The organism is Annamia dubia NIES-4383 (assembly GCF_055394725.1).
Genome location: NZ_AP025630.1, coordinates 2787977 through 2811784 on the forward strand (window position 1 = coordinate 2787977; position 23808 = coordinate 2811784).

General features: G+C 34.5%; 19 protein-coding genes and 2 tRNA genes. 8 read left to right on the plus strand and 13 right to left on the minus strand.

Annotation, left to right across the window (positions count from 1 at the left end):
- Positions 1-41: 41 nt before the first annotated feature.
- From Anndu_RS12540 to Anndu_RS12555, 4 genes are all read right to left on the minus strand, one after another.
- Entirely contained in the window at positions 42-488 is a 447-nt protein-coding gene (locus tag Anndu_RS12540) for a thiol-disulfide oxidoreductase DCC family protein (protein ID WP_464101527.1), read from the minus strand.
- A gap of 39 nt (positions 489-527) precedes the next feature.
- Entirely contained in the window at positions 528-1160 is a 633-nt protein-coding gene (locus tag Anndu_RS12545) for a hypothetical protein (RefSeq protein ID WP_464101528.1), read from the minus strand.
- A 189-nt stretch (positions 1161-1349) separates the two neighbouring features.
- Entirely contained in the window at positions 1350-3965 is a 2616-nt protein-coding gene (gene cphA / locus Anndu_RS12550) for a cyanophycin synthetase (protein WP_464101529.1), read from the minus strand.
- A 222-nt stretch (positions 3966-4187) separates the two neighbouring features.
- On the minus strand, positions 4188-5057 hold the full coding sequence (locus Anndu_RS12555; RefSeq protein ID WP_464101530.1) for a cyanophycinase: 870 nt from the start codon (positions 5055-5057) through the stop codon (positions 4188-4190).
- Positions 5058-5172: 115 nt separating this feature from the next.
- Here Anndu_RS12555 and trmD point away from each other — a divergent pair, with 115 nt between their 5' ends.
- The 3 genes from trmD to Anndu_RS12570 all read left to right on the plus strand — a co-directional run bounded on the left by trmD (position 5173) and on the right by Anndu_RS12570 (position 6862).
- The gene (trmD, locus tag Anndu_RS12560) at positions 5173-5868 is read left to right on the plus strand and encodes a tRNA (guanosine(37)-N1)-methyltransferase TrmD (RefSeq protein WP_464101531.1); all 696 of its coding nucleotides are present in this window, start codon (positions 5173-5175) and stop codon (positions 5866-5868) included.
- 126 nt (positions 5869-5994) lie between these two features.
- Positions 5995-6534 carry an NYN domain-containing protein gene (locus tag Anndu_RS12565; protein WP_464101532.1) on the plus strand — a complete coding sequence of 180 codons (540 nt, stop codon included), beginning with the start codon at positions 5995-5997 and terminating at the stop codon, positions 6532-6534.
- A gap of 255 nt (positions 6535-6789) precedes the next feature.
- Positions 6790-6862: transfer RNA gene (locus tag Anndu_RS12570), tRNA-Glu, on the plus strand.
- A 223-nt stretch (positions 6863-7085) separates the two neighbouring features.
- On the opposite strand, the gene Anndu_RS12575 is transcribed toward Anndu_RS12570, so the two are convergent.
- Positions 7086-8432, minus strand: coding sequence for a histidine phosphatase family protein (locus tag Anndu_RS12575; protein ID WP_464101533.1), 1347 nt, complete (start codon positions 8430-8432; stop codon positions 7086-7088).
- Positions 8433-8550: 118 nt separating this feature from the next.
- On the minus strand, positions 8551-8706 hold the full coding sequence (locus tag Anndu_RS12580; RefSeq protein WP_464101534.1) for a PCP reductase family protein: 156 nt from the start codon (positions 8704-8706) through the stop codon (positions 8551-8553).
- A gap of 285 nt (positions 8707-8991) precedes the next feature.
- Between Anndu_RS12580 and Anndu_RS12585 the strand changes: the two genes are divergently transcribed.
- A complete protein-coding gene (locus Anndu_RS12585; RefSeq protein WP_464101535.1) occupies positions 8992-11217 on the plus strand; it encodes a CHAT domain-containing protein in 2226 nt (741 codons plus the stop codon).
- Positions 11218-11327: 110 nt separating this feature from the next.
- Here the strand turns inward: Anndu_RS12585 and Anndu_RS12590 are convergent, their stop codons facing one another.
- Both Anndu_RS12590 and Anndu_RS12595 read right to left on the minus strand, forming a co-directional pair.
- A complete protein-coding gene (locus Anndu_RS12590) occupies positions 11328-12320 on the minus strand; it encodes a hypothetical protein (RefSeq protein WP_464101536.1) in 993 nt (330 codons plus the stop codon).
- Positions 12321-12412: 92 nt separating this feature from the next.
- Positions 12413-13216 (minus strand): type 1 glutamine amidotransferase, encoded by an 804-nt coding sequence (locus tag Anndu_RS12595; protein WP_464101537.1) that lies wholly within the window; start codon positions 13214-13216, stop codon positions 12413-12415.
- Between the two features lie 537 nt (positions 13217-13753).
- Here Anndu_RS12595 and hypB point away from each other — a divergent pair.
- On the plus strand, positions 13754-14554 hold the full coding sequence (gene hypB, locus Anndu_RS12600; protein WP_464101538.1) for a hydrogenase nickel incorporation protein HypB: 801 nt from the start codon (positions 13754-13756) through the stop codon (positions 14552-14554).
- Between the two features lie 501 nt (positions 14555-15055).
- On the opposite strand, the gene Anndu_RS12605 is transcribed toward hypB, so the two are convergent.
- A tRNA-Gly gene (locus tag Anndu_RS12605) sits at positions 15056-15127 on the minus strand.
- A gap of 168 nt (positions 15128-15295) precedes the next feature.
- Between Anndu_RS12605 and Anndu_RS12610 the strand changes: the two genes are divergently transcribed.
- Together Anndu_RS12610 and Anndu_RS12615 are read left to right on the plus strand one after the other, a co-directional pair.
- The gene (locus tag Anndu_RS12610; RefSeq protein WP_464101539.1) at positions 15296-17395 is read left to right on the plus strand and encodes a S8 family serine peptidase; all 2100 of its coding nucleotides are present in this window, start codon (positions 15296-15298) and stop codon (positions 17393-17395) included.
- Between the two features lie 148 nt (positions 17396-17543).
- A complete protein-coding gene (locus Anndu_RS12615) occupies positions 17544-17918 on the plus strand; it encodes a hypothetical protein (protein ID WP_464101540.1) in 375 nt (124 codons plus the stop codon).
- 96 nt (positions 17919-18014) lie between these two features.
- On the opposite strand, the gene Anndu_RS12620 is transcribed toward Anndu_RS12615, so the two are convergent.
- Together Anndu_RS12620 and Anndu_RS12625 are read right to left on the minus strand one after the other, a co-directional pair.
- On the minus strand, positions 18015-18548 hold the full coding sequence (locus Anndu_RS12620; protein ID WP_464101541.1) for a hypothetical protein: 534 nt from the start codon (positions 18546-18548) through the stop codon (positions 18015-18017).
- Positions 18549-18554: 6 nt separating this feature from the next.
- On the minus strand, positions 18555-18947 hold the full coding sequence (locus Anndu_RS12625; protein WP_464101542.1) for a phasin family protein: 393 nt from the start codon (positions 18945-18947) through the stop codon (positions 18555-18557).
- A 295-nt stretch (positions 18948-19242) separates the two neighbouring features.
- Between Anndu_RS12625 and Anndu_RS12630 the strand changes: the two genes are divergently transcribed.
- Positions 19243-20859 (plus strand): adenylate/guanylate cyclase domain-containing protein, encoded by a 1617-nt coding sequence (locus tag Anndu_RS12630; protein ID WP_464101543.1) that lies wholly within the window; start codon positions 19243-19245, stop codon positions 20857-20859.
- A 106-nt stretch (positions 20860-20965) separates the two neighbouring features.
- Here Anndu_RS12630 and Anndu_RS12635 read toward each other — a convergent pair whose 3' ends face one another.
- Positions 20966-22423: a GumC family protein gene (locus Anndu_RS12635; protein WP_464101544.1), complete on the minus strand. Its 1458-nt coding sequence runs from the start codon at positions 22421-22423 to the stop codon at positions 20966-20968.
- Positions 22424-22507: 84 nt separating this feature from the next.
- A complete protein-coding gene (locus Anndu_RS12640) occupies positions 22508-23731 on the minus strand; it encodes a polysaccharide biosynthesis/export family protein (protein WP_464101545.1) in 1224 nt (407 codons plus the stop codon).
- Between the last annotated feature and the right edge of the window lie 77 nt (positions 23732-23808).

Sequence of the window (23808 nt, forward strand, 5' to 3'; positions counted from 1 at the left end):
AATTATTTTATTTTTGTTCCTTTTGGCCTTTTTAAACTGAATTAATTAATTTTACATTGACCATTTTTAATACATTCTTGACGTAATTTGACAAGGGTATCTAAATCAGGTCTTCCCGTTAATTTTAAACGTAAATTAGCCCAAATTCCGTAAATAAAATTAGCGATATTTTCCATCAATTTAATTCTCGTAATAGCATAGAGCCACCCCATCCCTAAAATTTGATAAGTCACCCGAAAAACCGCCACATCTTTAATAATTTCTCCCGTATTCACAATAGCATGAATCCGTCCCATCGCCCTTTCATAATCAATGCCCTGATGGTCATTAGGATTATAATTAAGATCGGCAATATTGACAAAATTAACTAAACCCCTACCTCGATCTTTTTGACGTAAAAAATTAACTTCTTTGACACATAAAGGGCAATCTCCATCATATAATAATTCGATTTTCCAAGGGGGTAAATTAGTTGAATTTGTTTTCATTTTTCCTTAAAAATAGATAGAACTAAAAAATTAAAAAGTTTATAAAAATTGCAAAGTTTTAAAACTATTTTCAAAAATTGGCAAATTTTCGGCAAATTTATCCATTGAAGAACTATAGGTAATAATCCAATAATTCTGAGAATTTGGGACAATATAAAATAATTGTTTTAAAGTAGTTTGCTCTAATTTAGTTTCAGTAATAATTTTACCGATCAATTGTTGATTCTGTTCAATAATTTCCCGTTGAATAATATTAGTATTGTCCCGTAGTTTATTAACTTCATTAGTTAAATATTGATCTAAACTAATTTCTGATTTAACTTTGTGAGAAATAACATTAATACTTGTTACTAAATGACCAGATTCACATTGCGGTAAAAAGGCAATTAAAGATAAAGAATTAGCATTTTGTTCTAATTTTTCCGTTGTTTGTTGGCTGACACAATCAAGACTTTTTAATTTTGCCGTTAACAACTTAAGTTCTCTAGGGGGATTTCCACCTTCAAAATTTTCAGGTAAAGCCAAAGCAATCTTTTCCCCTTGTACTATTTTCCACCCATTTTCAGGGGGTTTTAGCTTGATCTTAATGTTAGTTTCTGAACTTTTATTACAGCTAAAACAAGCAGTAATTAACAAAAAATTTAAACTAATTAAAATAAAATTTTTTAACATAAAAATTAAAAATAGAAGGCGACTCAATAATATAATTATACTAAATTGAGCCTAATCAATTAAATTTTAATCAGATCTAGTGACAAAAAATCAAAAGTGATCTATAGTAACTATTGTGTGAGGAGCAAACTTTAGAAAAAGAACCGAGACGAAACACGGCAAGTCGTCGGTTCTTTTTCTATGTGATAATTAAGATTTTCTCCCTTCAATAATACTAATGGAACGACTCACACTTTCAGGGAAAATCACCACTAACCCCCCATCTTTAACCTTATCTAAACCAAAATTGAGGGCTTTAGTTTCATCTAAAATCATTTCATAATGTTTCTGAGGATTTTCTTGGGTAATACCTTTAATAATTAAATTAGCCACTTCCCCTTCAGCCCTGCCCCTTTTATCATTATCTTCTTTCACAATAATGTAATCGAAAATTTGAGCCGAAAGTTGACCTAATAAAATTAAATCCTCATCACGCCGATCGCCCGGCCCTCCTATCACTCCAACTTTTTCCCCTTCCCAGTTACGCACAAAATCCCCCACAGCCATATATCCAGCAGGGTTGTGGGCATAATCTACTAAAGCATGATATGAGCCTAAATCAAATAAATTCATCCGGCCGGGAGCTTGATCCACCGTTGGTTTAAAGGTGCGCACCCCTTGACGGATCATCTCAATATCCACGCCTTGCGCAAATGCTCCTAAACAGGCGGCCAAGGCATTAGCGATCATAAAAGGGGCTTTAGCGCCCATAGTGATGGGAATTTTAGTGGCTTCCTCAATGCGTAAAGTCCATTCACCCTCCACAATAGACAAATAGCCATTTTCATAGATGGCCGCTAAACCATCCCTTCTTAAATGATCAATTAAAATGGGATTGTCAGGATTCATGGAAAAATAAGCCACTTTACCCTTGGTTTGTTTGGCCATGGCCACCACAAGGGGATCATCCGCATTTAAAATCGTATAACCGCCCTCTTTCACCACTTCAGCCACCACACTTTTAACTTTAGCCATTTGTTCAATGGTATCAATATCACCCAATCCAAGGTGATCCGCCGCCACATTTAACACAATCCCAATATCACAATGATCAAAAGCTAATCCTGCCCTTAAAATCCCCCCTCTAGCTGTCTCTAATACTGCTACTTCTACTGTGGGATCCTGTAATATCACTTTCGCACTTTGAGGGCCGGTATTATCACCCTTTTCTACCACATATTCATTAATATAAATAGCATCGGTGGTAGTATAACCAACGGTTTTACCCGTTTGACGTTGAATGTGAGCGCTTAAACGGGTGGTGGTGGTTTTACCGTTTGTTCCGGTAATGGCAATGATCGGAATACGACAGGGAGTTTGGGGGGGGAATAACATATCTAACACAGGGGCGCACACATTACGGGGTAAACCCACACTGGGCGCAACGTGCATCCGAAAACCGGGAGCGGCGTTAACTTCCACGATCACACCGTCCACCTCTCTTAAGGGTTTAGTAATATCAGGAGTTACCACATCTATTCCCGCAATATCCAAACCGATAATTTTGGCTACCCTTTGACAAAGCCAAATATTTTCGGGGTGTATATCATCGGTGCGATCGACTGCGATCCCTCCGGTACTTAAATTAGCCGTAGCTCTTAAATAGGCAATTTCGCCCTTGTTCAGCACGGTATTTAAAGTAAAACCTTGACGCTGTAAAACCACACTAGCGGTGCGATCGATGGTTATACGGGTTAACACATTATCATGACCATCTCCCCGATTAGGATCCCGATTGGTAATATCAATTAATTGTTCAATGGTAGAGCGGCCATCACCCTTGACATGGGCAGGGATCCGTTCTGCTACCGCTACTAATTTCCCATTAATCACTAAAACCCGATGATCACTACCTTTATAATAGCGTTCAATAATCACAGAGCGAGTTTTCGAGGCCGCACTAGCTAGATCGTAAGCTTCTTCGGCCTCTACCCAACTATTAACATCAATGGTGATCCCCCGTCCATGATTACCGTCTAAGGGTTTAACCACGATGGGATAACCTCCCACCTCATTGATCGCTTCCTCCAAATCATCTAAATATTGAATAACCGTACCTCTGGGAACAGGTATTCCCGCATCTCGGAGAATGGTTTTTGTCCCTTCCTTATCACAGGCCAATTCTACTCCTAAAATACCCGAATGATCGGTTAAAGTAGCTTGGATTCTTTTTTGATAAACACCATAACCCAGTTGTAACATGGATCTAGCACTGAGGAGAGTCCAAGGGATTTGACGGGTTTCGGCTTCTTTGACGATGGCTTCCGTGCTAGGCCCTAAAGCGGAGTTAGAACGCAGATCCTTGAGATCCGCCAGATCTTGTTCTAACTCTTGGAGGGAATAACTACCCGTGTCAATAATAGATTGACATAAACGCACCGCCGCCCTTCCTGCATAACGTCCCGCCTGTTCATCCACATATTCAAACACGACATTATAAACACCATGTTCGGAAGTTTGACGGGTACGGCCGAAGCCCACAGGCATTCCGGCTAATTCTTGTAATTCTAGGGCAACGTGTTCAATAATATGTCCCATGTAAGTGCCTTCTTTGACCCTTTCAAAAAAGCCGCCACGATGATCTCTGGAGCAAAAATGTTCATAGAGACTGGGCAGAGTTTTTTCCAAGCCTTCATAAAATCCGGGAATTTCATTAGAGGGGCGCTCGGCCACATCCTCTAAATCTAATCTCATCACGATTAATTTTTGACGGCGGATACTCCAATAGTTAGGGCCTCTAAGGGTTAGGGTTTTTAAAATTCTCATATTTAGCTCTTTAACAGTTATTCTAGTTATGGGTTAGCAGTGGGTAGTTATCAAAAATAAAAAATTGTCAATTACTAATTGTCAATTTTTTATTATTAATTAAATAAGTATTGTCTCTTGTCAGGGTTTATTGACTGTTCGTGATGAACAAATTATTAAAATAGGAAAGTGGGAAGTGGGAAAAGAGAATAAATAATAATAATAAAATTTTAAAAATTGATTTTAGGGAACGGGTTTTCCAGGAATAGTCTCATGTTTATGTAAATGATAGCGATCGCCATGACAAAGAACGCTCACTTGTAAATTATGAAGACTTAAAGGTTCAGTGGAATTAACTAAAGATTGATTAGTATAAGTCATGCTTTTAGTATTAATAAAAATAACCGTTCCCTTGCCGATGACCTCAACCCAACCATCCCTTTCAAACATTGCGCAAGTATCTTCATCAATCCCAATGCCTAAATGATTAGGATAGGCGGCGATCGCACTTAACAGTCTAGCGGTACGATTGCGATTATGAAAATGTTGATCCACCACCACTTCAGGAATAATGCCAAAACCCGTAGCCAGATCAACTAAAGAACGATTGGGAGACTCCCCACTGCCACCACCAGCAATCATGTTATAACCCATCACGGCCGCCCCTGCACTCGTTCCGGCAATAGATATTTCACCTAAACGCACCCTTTCTAAAACTCGATTCATAATGGGGGTATCAGCGAGTAAACCACATAAACGCAGTTGATCACCCCCTGTCATAAAAATACTGGTACATCTTTCCACAAACTCCTGATAATAGGGATCTTCTCCTTGGGTGCGATCCCTAATATCAATTACTTTCAACTCTTTAGCCCCCATTTCTTCAAAAATGCGATGGTAACGCTCACCGATTAAAGTGGGTTCTCTGGAAGCGGAAGGAATAATACCAATAATCGCCTCTGTACCTCCGGAGCGTTCCCAAAAGGTATGTAAAATTTCTTTGCCATGAACTTTATCTTCAGCACCGCCAATCACTAAAATAGCGGTTTTTGTCGGTTGAGGCATGGTTATTTCTTGGGATTGGGGTATAATTTGCAAGATACTATTGGTCATTGGTATTTTATTTTTCGATCTAAAGTGTTTTATGGTAAATAAATATAACAGTAATCAGTGCCTGACGGTTTATGATTGTGAATTTTGAATTTTGAATTTTGAATTAGATAAGATTGTGCAAATAAACATTATTACTTTGTTTCCAGATTTTTTTACATCTCCTTTAAAAACAAGTTTATTAGGTCGGGCTTTACAGAATCAAATCGCCCAAGTTAATTTAATTAATCCCCGTGATTTTACAACAGATAAACACCATCGAGTAGATGATGAACCCTATGGAGGGGGGGTGGGAATGCTTCTTAAGCCTGAACCTATTTTTGCGGCCGTTGAGTCTATTTCTCGTCTGCCCAAAAGCGAGGTTTTATTCATGACTCCCCAAGGGCAACCCATGAATCAAAGTTTATTTAAACAATTATCTCAAGAAAGAGAACAATTAATTGTTATCTGTGGACATTATGAAGGTGTGGATGAAAGAGTTTTAAATTTAGTTGATCGAGAGGTGTCGTTAGGGGATTTTGTCTTAACCTGTGGTGAGATCCCCGCTTTAGCTTTAATTAATGGGGTAGTGCGTCTTTTACCCGGTACAGTAGGTAAACAGGAATCTTTAAAGGCCGAAAGTTTTGAAACTGATTTATTAGATTATCCCCAATATACACGGCCGGCGGTGTTTCGTGATTGGGAAGTTCCCCCCGTTTTAAGATCCGGTAATCATCAAAAAATCGCCCAATGGCGTCAAGAACAACAAATCAACAAAACGCGCGATCGCCGCCCAGATCTATGGGAGAAAATTAAAGATCAATTTGATCGCTAAAAGGTAAAAGTCTTTAACCCCTGACAAATCTTAAAAAAAATTAAAAAAAATCGTAACATTAGTTAAAATAGAAGGAATCTGTTGACAAATTTTTAATCTTATTGTAGTGAGACATAATACAAAACAATGGCTTCCTTTTTACCCCAAGCTTTCCTTCTCGTGGATGGCTATAACATTATTGGCGCATGGACGAACTTGAAAAAAACAAGGGATCGCCATGGCCTAGAGTTCGCTAGACAAGAATTAGTGGAAACCTTAATTGGTTATACCGTGCTAAAAGAATTTCAGACTGAAATAGTCTTTGATGCCCATTATCAAAAAAATCCGGCTTATCGGGAATATCACACCCCTTCCCTATCCGTACAGTATACGGGATTTGCTCAAACTGCTGATAGTTATATTGAGAAATTTTCGGCTAGTTTTCAACATCGTCACTCAGAAACTGTCTCAAGATTAATTGTGGCTACCTCGGATAATGCCCAAAAATTGACAGTGATGGGCTATGGTGCGGAATGGCTATCGGCACAACGTCTTAAGAGTGAAGTAGAAACAACGGTAAAAAGGGAACATCGCAACCACAAAACACAAAGAAAATCAAAAGGACGTTTTTTATTTAATTCCCTTGATGAAAAGTCCCAGAAGTTGCTTCAGCAGATGATTAAATAGTGTTTTCAAAACTAAGGAAAAAATTTTTTGAAAATTTTTTGAAAAAAGTGTTGACAAATTAAATAAACTTCGCTATATTATATAACTGTGCGGAGGGCAAAAGCGAAAGTTAAAAACCAAGGCACTGAGAGCTATAAGCTAAAGTTAAATTGCTAAAATTACATTAACTAAATAAAATTTAATTAGTTTAATTGTAATTTTTAATAGTCTAATTTGATTTAGTTAATTTGATTAAAGTTTAAGTTCAATAACCTAGCCCCCATCGTCTAGAGGCCTAGGACACCTCCCTTTCACGGAGGCGACAGGGATTCGAATTCCCTTGGGGGTATGAAAAGTTAATTTTTATAAATTCAATAGTCTGAATAACTTAACTTTAACAAGTTTATACTGAAACTCTATATTAAACTGATGACGAGATTATAAAATTCTCGTCATCTATTATTTTGAGCATTTTTTAAGGTTTTTTTAAGTATTAATCTCTGCTTAAAATGTGTTAAGGGTAGACAGTGGGCAATAAAAGGTTATTGCTCACTGTCTATTGAGCCTAGCTTTTATAATGCTCCGGCCGCTGTTTGATCAAAAATTCCGCCACTTAAATGACTGGTAATATTAAGAGCTTGTACAACGGCAATATCCTCTGCTCCTTTAGGATAATCAATCACTGTTACAGCACAATTTCCCTGTTTAATACTCCAAATGTTAGCGGGTTTTAAACCTAGTAAATAACATAATATTACTTTATTAATCGCATCATGGGCTACTACTAAACCAACTTGATTCGGTTTTTGCTCACTATATTTTTTAACAATTTGATGCCAAGCGGTGATCGCCCGATCCCAAACTTGTTGTAAATTCTCACCTTCAGGCATTTGTACGGTTTCAGGGGCATCTTTCCACTGTTGTAACATTCCGGGGAAATGTTCTTCAATTTCTGATTCTAACTTACCTTCCCATAGGCCGTGACAAATTTCTGTTAACTCTATATCCTCTGTTAAAGTAAGATTAGGATGATGTTTTAAGATAATTTCCGCCGTTTCTTTGGGGCGTAACATGGGGCTAGTTACGGCAAAATGTAAGTCTACTTCTTTTAAAAAATCAGAGGCTTTTTGAGCTTGTAATTTTCCATTTTCATTAAGAGGAATATCCCTAATTCCCTGAAATCTTGATTCTCGATTCCATTGAGTTTCACCATGACGCACTAATAATAACCTAATTCCTTGATGACTGGGGCGATAGGAAGGGATAGCATCCCCTAGATGGGAAGTTTGATTTAATGATTCAATTTGAACGGGATCGCCATATTTTCCACTGAAATTTAACACATTAATACAACAATTAGATTGTTGTATGGCTTGATAATGGCTAGGGGGAACGCCTACGGCACTCATAATTAAACAACGATTAATCCCATTATGAGCCACTACTAAAATCGTTTGTCCGTTATGTTGCTCAAGAATTGTTTGCCAAAATTCTTGAGCCTGTTGATATAAGGCTAAAATGGGATAATGTTCTTTTGCTCCTTGGGGTGTTTGCAAAATCATTTTGAATTGTTCAGGATTTTCATGCCAAATCTGATATTCCTGTGCAAATTCAACTTTTACCTCTGCTTTTTTACGTTTTTCCCACAGTGGTAAATCAATTTCTAATAATTGTTCTAAAGGTTGTAAATTTGGTGGATTTTCTAAATTTTCTCTGATTATTTCGGCTGTTTTTCTTGCTCTTTGTAAAGGGCTACAATAGATGGCAGAAAAATTAATTTTACTTAAAGTTTGGCCGACTATTTGCGCATCTTTAATACCTTTTTCGGTGATGACAGACTCATCACAACGGCCTTGAATCATTTTAAGTGCATTAAAGGTGCTTTGTCCATGTCTGACAATAATTACACGAGTTGTCAATTTTTATTCCTCCAATAATATTTTTAATATTTTGTTATGTGTTATTTGTTATTCGTTAATTGTAAAAATTGACAGTTAACAATAATTTTACTAATAACTAATAACTAATAAATAATAACTAATTAAATTTAGCTTTAGCCTGTTGATAAATTTCTTCAGTCACGGTGTCTTGACCCATTTCTTGAGCAAATTTTTCAATTTTTTTACGGGCGGCTGGCCGCACAAAAAAGGGAATTTCTTTTAATTTTGCTTCGGCTGAACTTGTCCAATTCATAAGTAATAATTGATAATTTATAATAGATAGGTGACAATGGATAATTGATAATTAATTAACTTTAAATGGTTAATAATAAATCTCAAAAATAAATATTAATTGTTTATTTCTTATGATCTATTCTCAATTGTTAAACTATCCGATGGGATAATTGCCATTTATAGAATATCATTATTTGACCATTATTAATCAATGATTAATTGATAAAATTAATTAGGGAATAGGAAATAGGGAATAATGTTATTATAGTAAGATTAACCTCTTTTCTTTATGGTTTGAGCCACTATGATTCATGAATTTGTATTATCCGTTACCCATCTTCAAGATCAGGAATATTTGATCCGCACGGAAAAAGTTGAGCCTTATGTGCCTTTAGCAGAGGAAAGGCAAGTATGGAATATTGAGCAATGGCTAGAAGAAGCGCAAACTTTAATGAATGATCCTATTTTATTATTATTAAAAAGTCAAGATAGAAATTCAAAATCTTCTTTATTTTTTCCGAAAAAAACCGATCAGGAAATTATTAATTCTCATCAGTCTTTAATTACTTTTGGTCAAAAACTTTATTCGGCGTTATTTTTTGGGACAATTAGGGAAAGTTTAATCACGGCTCAAAGTTTAGCCCAAAGTCAAAAAAAAATTTTACGCTTACGTTTAGCTTTAAAACATGAACCTTTATTAATAATACCTTGGGAAGTGATTCATCCTACTGGTACGGATATTTTCCGGCCTTTAGTTACAGGTACAGAAGTGGCTTTTTCCCGCTATCACTATCATAAATTTGTCAAAAATAAGGATTTAATTAAAGTTCCAGAGCCTAATCAACCTTTAGAAATTTTAATGGTTATTTCTTCACCAAATGATCAGGAAAAATTAGCTTTAAAAGAGGAAGTTAAACATTTAGAAATGGAATTAAATCCCCAAACAAATTGCGATCAAAAAATCATTTTAAAAATATTAGAAAATCCCGGCCGAGAAGAATTAACTCAAACTTTAGAGCGGGGAAATTATCAAGTTTTTCATTACGCCGGCCATAGTGATATTAGTAATACGGGGGGCGATATTTATTTAGTAAATCAAATGACTGGCTTAACTGAAAGTCTTTCAGGAGAAGACTTAGCAGGTTTATTAGCTAATAATAAAATTCAGTTGGCGGTATTTAATTCTTGTCGCAGTGCGCACATAGAAATACAGGGAGAGTTTGGCCAAGAGGCAAATTTAACTTATGCCCTAGTTAAACGGGGCATTCCGGCTGTTTTGGCGATGGTGGGGCGTATCCCTGATCAGGTGGCCTTAACTTTCAGTCGTTTAGTTTATCGCAATCTCAATTTAGGTTTGCCGATCGATCTGAGTTTATCCCGTGCCAGACAGGGTTTAATTTCCGCCTATGGTTCAAATCAACTATATTGGGCTTTACCAGTGTTATATCTACATCCTGAGTTTAATGGAGTGTTAATTAATACGGAAAAATCTCATGATCGGGATCCTGCTTGGTATTATTCTGTAGAGGAAGATGAGCAATTTTGGGAAGATTTACCTGAGTCTAAAGTTATATCCCAACCATCTATTGAGCCTTCTGATAAGATGATTGTTAAGAGTATTTTAGAGGAAATTAAGCAAGAAAAGGATCACGAAATAAAAATAGAGAAAAAAGAACCTTCACCAGTTAATGATTTATCAACAATTAAGCCATTAAATCCCCTTAAAGTTAGCAATTTAAAACAATATTATCGTAATATTAAAGTTTTGACAATAGGATGCCTAACCTTAATTATCGGTGTTTTTGTCTCATTATGGTATATAAATACAAATAATAATCTTAAAAATCAGATACAATCAAATCAAAATACAGATCAACCTCTTAATTTAGATGAGGTTGATTTGTCAAATGTCACGGCGATCGCCATTGAAAAATTTAGTGAACAAAATTTAGAACAGGGGTGTTTAGCGGTGCAAAAACTCTTAGATAATGGCTCATTGAGTCATGCCAAGTCAGCCTTAACTCAAGTTGATCCCACCCAGTTAAACGATCCAGAAGTTAACTTTTTATTTGGGAGGTTAGCGTGGCAATATTATTGGGATAAAAACTCAGATTATAGCTTAGATGATGCAAGACGCTATTGGGAGTTAGCAGTGAAAGAAAATCCCGATCAGATCAAATATTATAATGCTTTAGCCTTTGCTTATTATGCGGAAAATCAATTAGAAAGAGCTAATAATTTATGGTTTAAAGCATTAGATTTAATTAATCTTAATGCTGATCAAACTTTAAATCAAGATAGTTTAAATACCTTGGCCGGGTTAGCTTTAGGATTAAAAAAATCAGCCAAAAATTATTCGGGAAAAAAGAAAGAAGACTTAATTAATCAGGCTATAAATTATCGGGAAAAAGTAATCAAAAATGATGCTTTAAAATTTAAACCAGAAGCTTTAGCCACCCCTGAAAATTGGATTTGGTTTGAAAGTGCGATTAATGATTGGCAATCTTTTTTAGAGATAAAATCTCAATGATTTTATTATTATGTTATTGGTCATTTTATCAAGATTTCATTAATATGCTATATAAACAAAGCCTGTGAAGACAGACTTTGTTTGTATAGCGCGATCCTTCAGGGTTTAGGCTATAATTTATCACTGATTACAACGGGGGCAAAAAGTCTAATTTTGGGTAAATATTCCCATGCAATACCTTCAGGATCTCGCCTTTGTGTCCACTGGGGAAAATCAGGATCGGATTTACGTTTTCCGATGGTATTATAATGAATATCCAGACGTTTTGCTAATTCATTTTGTTTAAGTCTTAAGCTTTGATAATTAACTGGTTTCTGAACAGTTTGATTCACATTTTGATTAATATTTTCAGGCTGATCTAATTCAACTAATTGAGCTACATTTTTAATAGAAGTTTCCCGTAATTCATCTTCTTGTAACTCTGGAGGTAAAGGGGAATCTTCTTTTACTTCAACTAATTTAGCCATTTCTTGAATAGACATTTCATGGTGAGTTGTCGTTTCAATTATTTCATTTTCATCTTCATCTATTTCATCTAAAACTGAACCTAAACTTAAAATTCCTAATTCTTGATCTTCTTGATCTAAATCAGTTTCATCTGTTAAATCTTCTTGATCATAATCTTGATCTTCTTCTTCATAATCATCAACAAAATCATCATCAAAATTAGTTAAAATTTCTGCTTTTGCAATAGTAGCACCTAAAGATAAAGGTTCACTATCTTCAAAAATACTTTGTAAAACATTTGCTGTCAAGAAATAATAAATTAATTGATCTTGAAAAACTTTTTTTTGTGCGCCATATTCTTGCGCTTTGCGATCGAGAAAATTTTGTGCAGATCTAGCACTTAAATTAGCTTTTACCGATAGATCTAATGGTGTTAAACGGCCTTGATTTTCGATAATTAATTCATTGAAAAAAGGATTAATTTGTAAACTCCATTGTTTCCATTGATAATTCTGCCAAATTTGCCAAATTAAACTTAAAATTAAGATTGCTACAATGATATACCAAAACTGATAAACAAACATAATTGCTACCGCTAAAGGTAAAATGAAAAGTAACAGTCCTTTCTGATTATCTTCAAATAAATTTTCAGTCATTTTTAATACAATAATTTTAAATAATCTAAACTAATCTTAAATCAAACTTTTTAGGTTTTTAAAAATTCAAATATTTATTTTACATAAAAAGTTTAAAGGTTAATCTTATTTAATTCTAATTTCCGAAACATCCCTTGACGGGCTTGAAATGCAACAGTATCATCAAGTTTTGTTAAAGAAATTGTCTCTTGATATTTTTGTTGCCATGCCTTTTGAATTAGCCAGTCAGCTAAAAAAGGATTTTTCGGCAATAAGGGGCCATGGGAATAGGTAGCGATCGCATTATGATAGAAAGCACCTTCCCAACCGTCTTCTCCATTATTACCATAACCTTTGATCACCTTGCCTAAAGGCTCAACTTTGCCCAAATAGGTACGCCCCCCATGATTCTCAAATCCTACCACGATCGGCGATTTTCCTAACATAAATTTTAAATCTTCAGCCAAGGGTGAAGCCGTAACTTCAAATACTACGTTCCCAATACAACGGTGAGCTTTAATGCCCGGATGTTTGCTCACCAAGTCTAAAATGCCCAAACCCTCGATTTTTTGCCCCAAAGCGGGTTCATAATAATGCCCTAATAATTGGGGTGATCCACAGGTAAAAACCCCCGGTGTACCCCCTTCAATTTTAGCTTTAAAGGCTTCAGCCTTAGCTCCTTGTAAGTCGCGCATCACAATTTCCTGTTGACGATCTTGCGCACCCCCCCCCACAATAAGATCAACTTGGCGAAATAATTGCGCATCGGTTGTTTGTTCAAGGGGAATGACAGAAACGGGGATATTACGCCATTGACAGCGTTTTTGAATCGTAATAACATTACCTCGATCGCCGTAGGTACTCATCAAAGTGGGATATAACCAACCAATTTTTAACTCTTTTGTTTCTAAAGTCATTTTTGAATAGATTATTTTCAAAATAAAGATTAATAATAGACAATGACTTTTTTTATTATCAATTATTCATTGTCAATTGTCAATTGTTAATGGATAACTAATAGCTAACAATTAAACTTTAGACAAAAAGTAATGGGCTATGCTGAACTGTTTTAAGTCCAAAAATACCCCATAAAATTAATAAATTTATCAATAATTTTAACTCCTACAAACATTGTCAAACCATCATCAAACTAATTTTTTAAATATAAAATTAACTTATGAAGTTATAACAAAAACTTTTCAAAATGTAAAATTATAATTATTAAATTGATGCCCTTGAATTTCCCCAATTAACCTATTATTTCAAAGCTTAATTATTAGATTTCATAATTGACCACCTTTAGAGGTAAAATTAGTTTAAATTAAAATTAGCACCATCTCAAGGGGAATCTCCCATACACTTGTATTAAAAATTAGATGCTCTCTAAATTAAATTTATCTTATAATAAAAATAATAATATTATTATTGAATAACTAAATCAGGAGTCAATTATTATGTGTCAAGACTGTGGATGTAGTGTTATTGGGCAAGTAAAAAATCATGATCATCATCACCACCATCATGATCACCACCATCACCACCATGATCACGATCATGATCATCAACATTTTCACCCTCAAACAATTACTTTAGAAATAGCCCAATCTATCTTACAAAAAAATGAAAAACTAGCCCAACAAAATAGGCAATTGTTTACAGAAAAAAAATTATTTGTTGTTAATATTTTATCATCCCCAGGAGCAGGTAAAACTACATTAATTCAAAGAATGTTAACAGACTTAAAAAATGAAATTAAAGCAGGGGTTATTGTAGGAGACTTAGAAACAGATAACGATGCCCAAAGATTAAGAGAAACAGGCACTCGTGCCATTCAAATAACTACCGGAAGTGTCTGTCATTTAGAAGCAGATATGGTAGCAAAAGCGGCCGATCAATTAAATTTAGATCAATTAGATTTATTAATTATTGAAAATGTGGGTAATTTAGTTTGCCCTGCGTCTTACGACTTAGGAGAAAATTGTCGTATAGTCTTATTTTCTGTTACTGAAGGTGAAGATAAACCTTTGAAATATCCGACAATGTTTAAAACCGCAGATCTGGTAATTATTACTAAAATAGATCTGGCTGAAGCGGTAGAATTTGATCGAAACAAAGCCCTAATTAATATTCAAAAAGTAGCCCCTCAAGCTAAAATTTTAGAGGTTAGCGCTCGTAAAAATATGGGTTTAGAATCATGGTATGATTTAATCAAAAAAGAATATTTAACTAATACCAAAAATTTAGCCCCTGTCTAGGCTTTAATTGTAGTTGTCTTCTTTTAAACTGAAAAATTTTTCTAAATTTATCCTGATTAAATGATTCTTAAAGAGAAGTAAGAAATGGTAGATGCACCCTGGTTTTTGCCTCAGAGACTTAAAACTCTGGGGATTTTTACTTTTTACGGATCAAGATCAACCGATTTAATCTAAAAGTACAGATGGCAGACACACCCCTAAAATATTATTAATTTCCATTATGCCCTAACTTAATTCAGATAGATCAAAATTTTCTAAAATTTTCCTGATTAAAGAATCATCAAAAAGTAATAAGTAATGGTAGATGCACCCTAAGTTTTCCTCAGAGCAGTTTCTCTGGGGCTTTTTTTATTATTTATCCAAATCATAGAAATTATTATCCCTATCACAGATGGGATTTTTAAATATATTTAAGAATTATACTTAAAATCATACTCAAAAAATATAGTTTTTAAGTATATATTGATTAATTAAAATTAATCTTAAGAATCCAGTTTTAAAAGCGGGTAACGCGATTCGAACGCGCGACATCAACCTTGGCAAGGTTGCGCTCTACCACTGAGCTATACCCGCATTTGTGTTTTCCACGAATATTAATATCTCATAGTTTTTTGATTTTGTCAAGGTTTTTGCTAAAAATTTTTTTGATTGTGGGAATTATTCAAAAGATTAAGACAGAGCTATCAATTTGTGATTAACTTAAGATAGATAATCTTGCGATCATAATGAAGATGTAAATTTATGGATGTGGAAAATTTAACCCCTTCAATCTCAGAAGCTCATCTAGGTTTAATTTTACAAAGAGGTGGACAGGAGTTAGGCTTAAAAAAAGTCGAGGATCGTTTTACTGTTTGTTTAACTTCTCCTAATGCTCATTTACCTTCACAAATCCTTACTTTTGCCCATCGGCAGATTCCTTGTAAAGATGGGGAAGGCAAGGCTTTATTATTTGAAGAAGTAACGGTTGATCCCGAAGATCTCGATTCGGCCATGATGATCGCAAGGGCTTGTGAGGGTATTGCTTTTGTTTCCCATGTCTATCAAGTTAAGGATAATCCTGAGACAATTATTTATCTAACTAATCAGATTACTATTCAATTTTACTCTCATGTGAGCCAAGCTCAAATTACTACAATTATCAATGATTTTCAACTAGAATTAATTAAACCTTTAACTGGAATTAATAATACTTTTATCTATCAATTAAGTAAACAATCATCTCAAAATCCTATTAAAATCGCTAATTTTTTAATGAGTTTATCGGAAGTGATCACGGCTGAAGCCAATGTGATCAGTGGGCGAGAGTCTTTATCCTATCCTCAAGATAGTTTTTTCCCTCTGCAATGGTATTTACACCATCGAGGGGGGAAAGAGTTGGCCGTAAATTCTCATATTAAGATCGAGGGGGCTTGGGCGTTAACTAAGGGCGATCGCTCGGTAATCATTGCGATCGCTGATGATGGTTTCGATTTACAACATCCAGATTTTCAAGGGGCGGGAAAAATCGTTCACCCCAAGGATTTTGCCGATCAAGATTTTTGGCCTTTGCCCGATCAACATCAAGAAAGTCATGGCACGGCTTGCGCAGGAATCGTTTTGGCCGAGGAAAATGGCAGGGGGATCATGGGAGTAGCCCCCCGTTGTGCTTTTATGCCCCTACGCACTAACGGTTATTTAGATGATCAGTCGATCGAAGATTTATTTAACTATGCTTTGGAAAAGGGGGCTAGTGTTTTATCCTGTAGTTGGGGAGTTGCGGCGGCAAAATTTCCCCTTTCTTTGCGTCAAAATTTAGCTTTACATCGTTTGGCTACTCAGGGAAGGGGGGGAAAAGGTTGTGTGGTGGTGTTTGCGGCCGGTAATGCCAATCGTCCGATCAATGGTACAATTTATGAGCGAGGTTGGGAGGGTAATTTGTTAAAGGGCAGAATCCAATGGTTGAACGGTTTTGCTACCCATCCCGATGCGATCGCCGTTTCAGCTTGTACCAGTTTAAATAAAAAGGCGGCCTATAGCAACTGGGGAGAAGAAATCTCCGTTTGTGCGCCTAGTAACAACGGTAAGCCGATGATGTGGTTTGAGCAAACGGGTTTAATTCCTACTGCACCGGAAATCACCGCTAATTTAAGAGGATTAGGAGTTTTTACTACGGATCAATTGGGAAAATTAGGTTATGATCCCGGAAATTTTACCCATGATTTTGGAGGTACATCCGGCGCTTGTGCGATCGTGGCGGGGTTAGCGGGTTTAATTTTAACAATTAATCCTGATTTAACCGCCCAAGAAGTTAAGGAAATTTTACAAGAAAGTGCGGATAAAATAATAGATTTAGATCCGGATCCCCAGTTAGGAATGAGAATGGGAACATATAATAATCATGGTCATTCTTTATGGTTTGGATATGGAAAAGTTAATGCTCAAAAAGCAGTTGAACTAGCGCAACAAAGGCTCAAAAAAGAAGTAATTACAAGGTTAATTACTAATAAAAATGAGACTAAATTAAGTATTCCCGATGATGAACCAACGGGAATTTTAAGTCAAATTTTAATTACGGAAAATGGTACAATTAAAGATGTAAAAATTAGGGTTAAAATTGACCATGAATTTTTAGGAGATTTAGAAATTAGTTTAAGAAGCCCTCAAGATCAAATTGTGTTATTACAAAATAGAAGTTTAGGCACAAAAACGAGTTTAGATCAAGAGTATAATTTAGCTAATACTCCATCTTTAAAACAATTATTAAAACAACCAATTGAAGGAATATGGTATTTATGGATTGTAGATTATGCTAAAGAAGATAGGGGTATTTTAAAATATTGGGAATTAGAATTTAAAATATAGATTATCAATTGACAATTGACAATGGACAATTGTCAATGGACAATTGACAATTAATAAATGATTAATTTTTAAATGATTTAGTCAACTAAAACTGATTGACAAATGTTATTTTTTATTTACTACATTAAACAATTTATAAACTAAAATTATGTTAAGTGAATTTTTACCTTTTACAATTGAATTTAATAAAATAATGATCGCCGGAAGTTGTTTATGGTCATTAGCTTGTTATATTACTTTATCATCTTTAAAAGAATGGATTATTAATCAATTTACTCGATGGTTAAATTTTGCCGATCGCTCCTTATATTTAACACAAGAAGAATATGAAAAAAGCCGAAAAACAAGAGACGCTCAAAATACTTTTTTTGCGGCCATTATGAGTATCATTCCCTTTATAATTTTAGGAAGTTTATTAAACTATGGCCTAGATTTAGGATTAGGAAAAAGTTGGACAATTAGTTTAGGAATGATGGGCTGTATTTTAGGAGGAGTTTATCAATTAGGAAAATATAGTAATTAATAAAAAGTAAGGGATTAAAACCCTTTCCTACATAAGTAAAACCTGCCCACGCAGGTTTTCTTTTTGTTTATTTAATCTATCGAAAAAAGAAAAATTCTAACTAGAAAAATCAGGACAATTATCATCATCCCAACCGTAAGGGTGCATTCCACATACTAGCAAATTACGTCCATAAACATGACCATGATAATTTTTACAACCAATACACGCTGGATGAAACCCAGCACAAGGCTCAATTTTAGGAGTATGATAAATCTCAAAACTATCTAAACTATTTAAACTATTTAGGGAATCTTCTAAATTATTTATATTAGTTTCTTGACTAATTTCATCCTGATTATTTAATGATTGATCAGCCCTAAGATTAGACCAATAAATATTAGAATTTTCTTCATGATCTTGATCATTATCATCAAATTCTTCATTAACTAAATCATCAAGAAATAGACTCAAATTTTCAAGTTCTAAGTCAATTAAATCAAGAAATTCCTCAGCCAATAGCTCTACAGTTTCGATCGTTTCTTGACCAACTTTTTCAACCTGATCAACCATTTGTTGACAAAAATGGCCAACCTCTTTGGTGGCCTGATCGAGCAAATTTTGCCAATATTTTTCCCATTCTTCCATCATCAATCATTAACCTTGATTTTGTAAACGATTTAATTCTTCCTGCAAAGATTGAACTTGTTGACGTAAATTATCAACATTAGTCTGATTAGATTGACTGGAATTTTGATTGTTAGAATTAAGATCATCTTGATCATCTAAAATTTCGATACGTCTAGGCTCTTTTGATTTTTCCGACTCAGAAGACTCAGGCGTTTTGATTTGGGCATTTTTGACCATTTCATCTACAAATTTACGCGCTTCTTCCGCATTCATTTCGCCTCTTTCTACCATTTCCTCAGCTAATTTAGCCGCCTGTTTTTTGATTTCGGCCGCCGTTTCAACCGCCTTTTCGGCCGCCAGAGAGGCCGCCCCTACACCTAAATAAAAAGCTTTTTGGATGATTCCACCAAAACTACCCATAAAGACTTAAACTCCTGATCATTGATCAATTTTGATATAAGTTATTGGTCTATTCTAACATATAGTATTTTGATTTGAAATTTAAGCAGAAATGACCAACTTGGGAAAAAAGCTTTTTTTACCCTGAAATAAATCAGTTAGAATTGTTAAAAGAAAAAGCTAATCTTGAAATGATTAAGATCAAATCTTGACCACTTAGATCACAACAATTAAGCTATTCACTTTTATAATTAAGTTAGTAATTTTATTATTATCCTTTGTTGAAAAACATTTATTTAATTGAGATTAAGCGTTCATGAGCGAGTTAAAATTAAGACTTCATCTCGAAGAAAATGACAATTCTAATCGGATCATCAATGTTACGAAACCTGAATTTATTATTGGTCGTCTTCCAGAGTGCGATCTTTGTCTGCCCTTTTCTGAAGTCTCCCGTCATCATGCTCGTTTAATCAAAAATGAGGCTGAACAATGGATCGTTGAAGATCTACAAAGTACCAATGGCACAATTTTAAATCAATTTCAAATTAAATCACCTCAAAGTTTGCGCAATGGCGATGTGATCCAGATCGGTAATACCTTCATGGCGGTGATCTTAAATATCCCGATCACGGCCAAAATGACTTCTTTAGGTACAATGAAAGAGGGTAAAACCATCTTAAGAAATGCGGAAGAATTACAACAACAATGGATCCAAGCTAATGATATTAGTGATCCCTTAACTACCCATCAAACAGCCATTTTTCGCCTTCAATATTTAGTAGAAATAGCCAAAGGTTTAAACTCGGCCGAGTCGATCGAAGCGATTTTTTCCCAAGTACAAAAAGTAGTTTTTCAAGAGTTAAAAAGTATTGAAAGATTAGCTTTATTAGTAGATGTGGAGGAAAATGGTAAATTAAAATTAATTAATGCAGGATCTAAAACTTCTCCCCATAGTATCCCCGAAGTTAAAGATATAAGTTGGATCAGTCAAAGTATTTGTCAAAAAGTATTTGATGAAAAAGTCTCTATAAAATTAGTAGACGCGCAAACTGATGCGGATTTTGGCAAAGAAGATAGTATTTTAATGCAGGGGATCAGGGGTGCTTTAGCCGTGCCTTTATGGGATCAAAATAATGTGGTAGGGGTATTATATGCCGATGCTCGTTTACGTTTACAACATTCCGATCCCCTTGATGATGATGATTTAAGTTTTTTCTCCACTTTAGCTAATTTAGTGGCTTCCAGTGTGCAAAGATGGCTCTTAAGTAATAAATTACAGGATGAGGCCAATATCCGCCATAAATTAGAAAGATACCACTCTCCAACGGTAGTACAACATTTAATCGCTCAAGGGGTATTAGATAATGGGCGTATTATCCCCGTAGAAAGGGATATTAGCATTGTATTTGCCGATATTGTGGGTTTTACCGCCCTTTCAGAAAAATTATCACCCCAAGAAATAGCCCATTTATTAAACTGTTTATTTGAAGAAATGATTAAATCAGTTTTTGATGCTGGTGGTACCTTAGATAAATATATCGGTGATTGTATCATGGCCTTTTTTGGAGCGCCCGAAGCTCAACCCGATCATGCCGATCGCGCGGCACAGGCGGCCTTAGGGATGTTAGCCCGTTTAGATCAATTAAACGAACAAAAATTATGGGAAGAACCGCTACAATTAAGAATTGCGATTAATAGCGGTAAGGCGGTTGTGGGAGATGTGGGAAGTTCTCAAAGGGTAGATTATACCGTATTAGGAGCGACAGTTAACCTTGCGTCACGGATGGAATCAGTTTGCGCCCCCGGAGAATGTATTATCAGCGATGCTACCTATCAGCGTTTAACCCATAAAGAGCATTTTTTACCCATTGGGGAGGGGCGTTTTAAAGGGATCGATCGCCCCATTATGATTTATCAAACTCAACGGCATTAATAGTAATACGAAATTCGGTTGGAAAATCAACTTATAAAATTATCTGTTTTATGAAATTTAAAGAGTGTATCTAAAACCGGATTTTCTATTAATTTTCTCAAAAAATCTAATCCATCTCCTCAAAGATAGATAGTTGTTCGTAAGTATTAGAAACCTTTTCATAATTGTTTTTTTCCCACCACAGTAAGATTAGGCCAGTAGTTATTAAAAATGAACCTGCTAAACCTCCCGCAAAACCTACTTTTTTAATGGGTGCGGTGGGTTTTTCCGGATCGGGAAGACTAGGCGGTACAATTAATTCAAATGGGGGATAGAACACATAAACATTTTCTGCCGTACCCAATTCTAATTTGGCTGAAGTTGATGTTAAAAGAGCTTTTGTTAATTCTACGTCAACTTTAAGCTGATTAACTACTCTTTGTTCTTCTACCATAATTTTCAGGCGATTTTCTAATTCATTAATTTGTCTTTCTAACTCTTCTTTTTGAGCAATAATCGCTTTTTGTTCGGCTTTAGTATTAACTAAATCTTGAAAAAATTGACCCCTAATAATTCCAGTTTGAGGATCTAAATAAGCAGTAGATAAACTAATTAATTCTTGTAAACTAATTTGTCTATCTAAAATTAAAGAAGCTCTTTGTTTTAGGACGGCTACTGTTTGATCTAATTCACTTTTGGCATCTAAAACGGCAGGATGTTGATAACCCAATTGGGAAGATAATTCGGTAAATTTACTACTAACTACACCATATTTATTAAAATATTCCTGATAAACTTTATCCGCTTGTAAGGCATAAGTATCTACATTATTTTGCGGAATTTCTACATCTTTTGATAATTGTAAAATTTTTTGATTTAAAGCTTCTTCCTGTGAAGCTAAATCTAATTTTTTCATCCGTAATGATTCAATATTACTAGATAATCCTGTTAATTGTTCATCTGATTTAAAAATAGTAGTTGCTTGATAATTAGCCAATTTTTTTTGTGCTTCTTCAAATTTTTCTCTAACTGTTTTTAATTCATTAGTTGTTTGTTGTTCTTTACGTTCAATTTCTTTTTTTCTTAAATTATTAATATGTTGACTAATAATTTCATATAAAACTTGAGATTTTTTCTGTGCTAATTGAGGAGTTGATCCTTTAATTGTAAATAACATTAAAGCACTATCTTCTGGTAGTTCCACAAAGGGTTCACCAAATTCTTTAACTGAAATATTAAGTTTTTTGGCCGCCGCTTCAATAATATTAGGACGAGTAAATAAATAAAGATAGTCAAAACGTGGATCACCTTTATAATTTGGTTGAGCAATTTCCGCTTCTGAAGCTTGTCCTACTCCCGGAATACTAACATTAGGAGAGTTATTACTTTGTTCCATAATGGTAACACTCCATTCACAGCTATAAACTTTGGGTGTATATTTAAGATAAGCGATCGCCGCCGTCCAAACTAAACTATTACCAAGAATACCAACAATAAAATAACCAAACAATGAAGGTATTTTTTGATATTTAGACGACTTAGATTGTGATAAATTTGTAATTTTGTTATCAGAATTGGTCATCATAAAGTTAAGTAAAAAATAAAAGATATGAATAAAGTATTAAGTAGAACATAATGATTAATGAATAATCAATGACTTAATTAATCATCAATTAAATATGCTAAAAATTGTAGTAAAAGGACTGAGAAAAGAGCCAATTAAATTAAATAAGGTTTCGGTATTAACTAACTCTGAATCATAACAAACAATACTATCCTTTGGCATCAGAAAAGGATTAATTTCATCAGGATTGACTTCAGAAGATGGTTGTTTAAAAATTTGTTCAATCGAATATTGAGAAGCTTTCGATTCTCCTGTTTCTAAGTTCGTTCGGATTAATAAAACCTTTCTATTTTCATTACGAAAATTACCCCCTACACACTGGGCTGAAATTAAGGCTTGGGAAAATCTCGTACCATATTCAAAACTTGTGTTTTGAGTTTGTGCTGAAATACTCACCGACCTACCACTACCAGGATCTGTTAAATTGGAAATATAAAGGGGAACTTGATCAGGAGTAATAGGAGAAGGACGCACTAATTGATTTTGAAAATTATTGCTTGAGGGTACAATAATATAATCTCCTGCTATTAAAGGTATATCTTCGATCTGTTTTCCCGTAAATAAACCAGTTAAATCAACAGTTTTATAAGGTTGTCCATTTCTAATAATTTGGATTTTTTCAAGATCGGCTGTGGGTTTAATTCCTCCTACATTTTTTAAAGCTATTGTTAAATATCTTTGTAAAGGATTATCCCCTGGAATAGCAGGATCTCCGTAAATAGTTGTAGTTTGAGTTTGTTGATTAATAGTAATTCGGCCTGGGCTAAAAACTTCACCTGTTACTGTTACTTGAATGGGCGAAAATTGCAAAACTTGTACACTAATTTTAAATAATTCTGGTTTAAAAAATTGTTTTTCTAATAGAATTGTTGTTAGTTGATTTTTAATTTGTTGAGCATCTAAACCTACTACATATAAAGGGTCAATAAATGGTATTTCTAAATAACCATAAAGGTTAACTTCATAATCTCCAGTAAATAGCTCACCTCCGATCCCTGGAATAGTTATTTTAATTAAATCCCCCGGAGATAAAGCTAATCCAGTAATTAAATTGTAATTTTGAATTTGGAGATTTGAAGAATTGTTAATTTCTAAATTATTAGAATCAACAGGAGCATTATTGATAGGAAGATCAAGATTCATATTGTTTAATTGTTCCGTATCTTCTGAATCTGAAAAAGTAGGAATATTTGCCATAACACCATAAGGTTTTGATGTTAAAATTAACATCATTCCTAAAGTTATTACTGGATAATTGATTTTTTTCATGATCATTTTTATTCAACAAAATTAAAATAATATTTTTTTAAAGAAAAAATTTCACTTTTTTCAGTTTGTCTGTTATT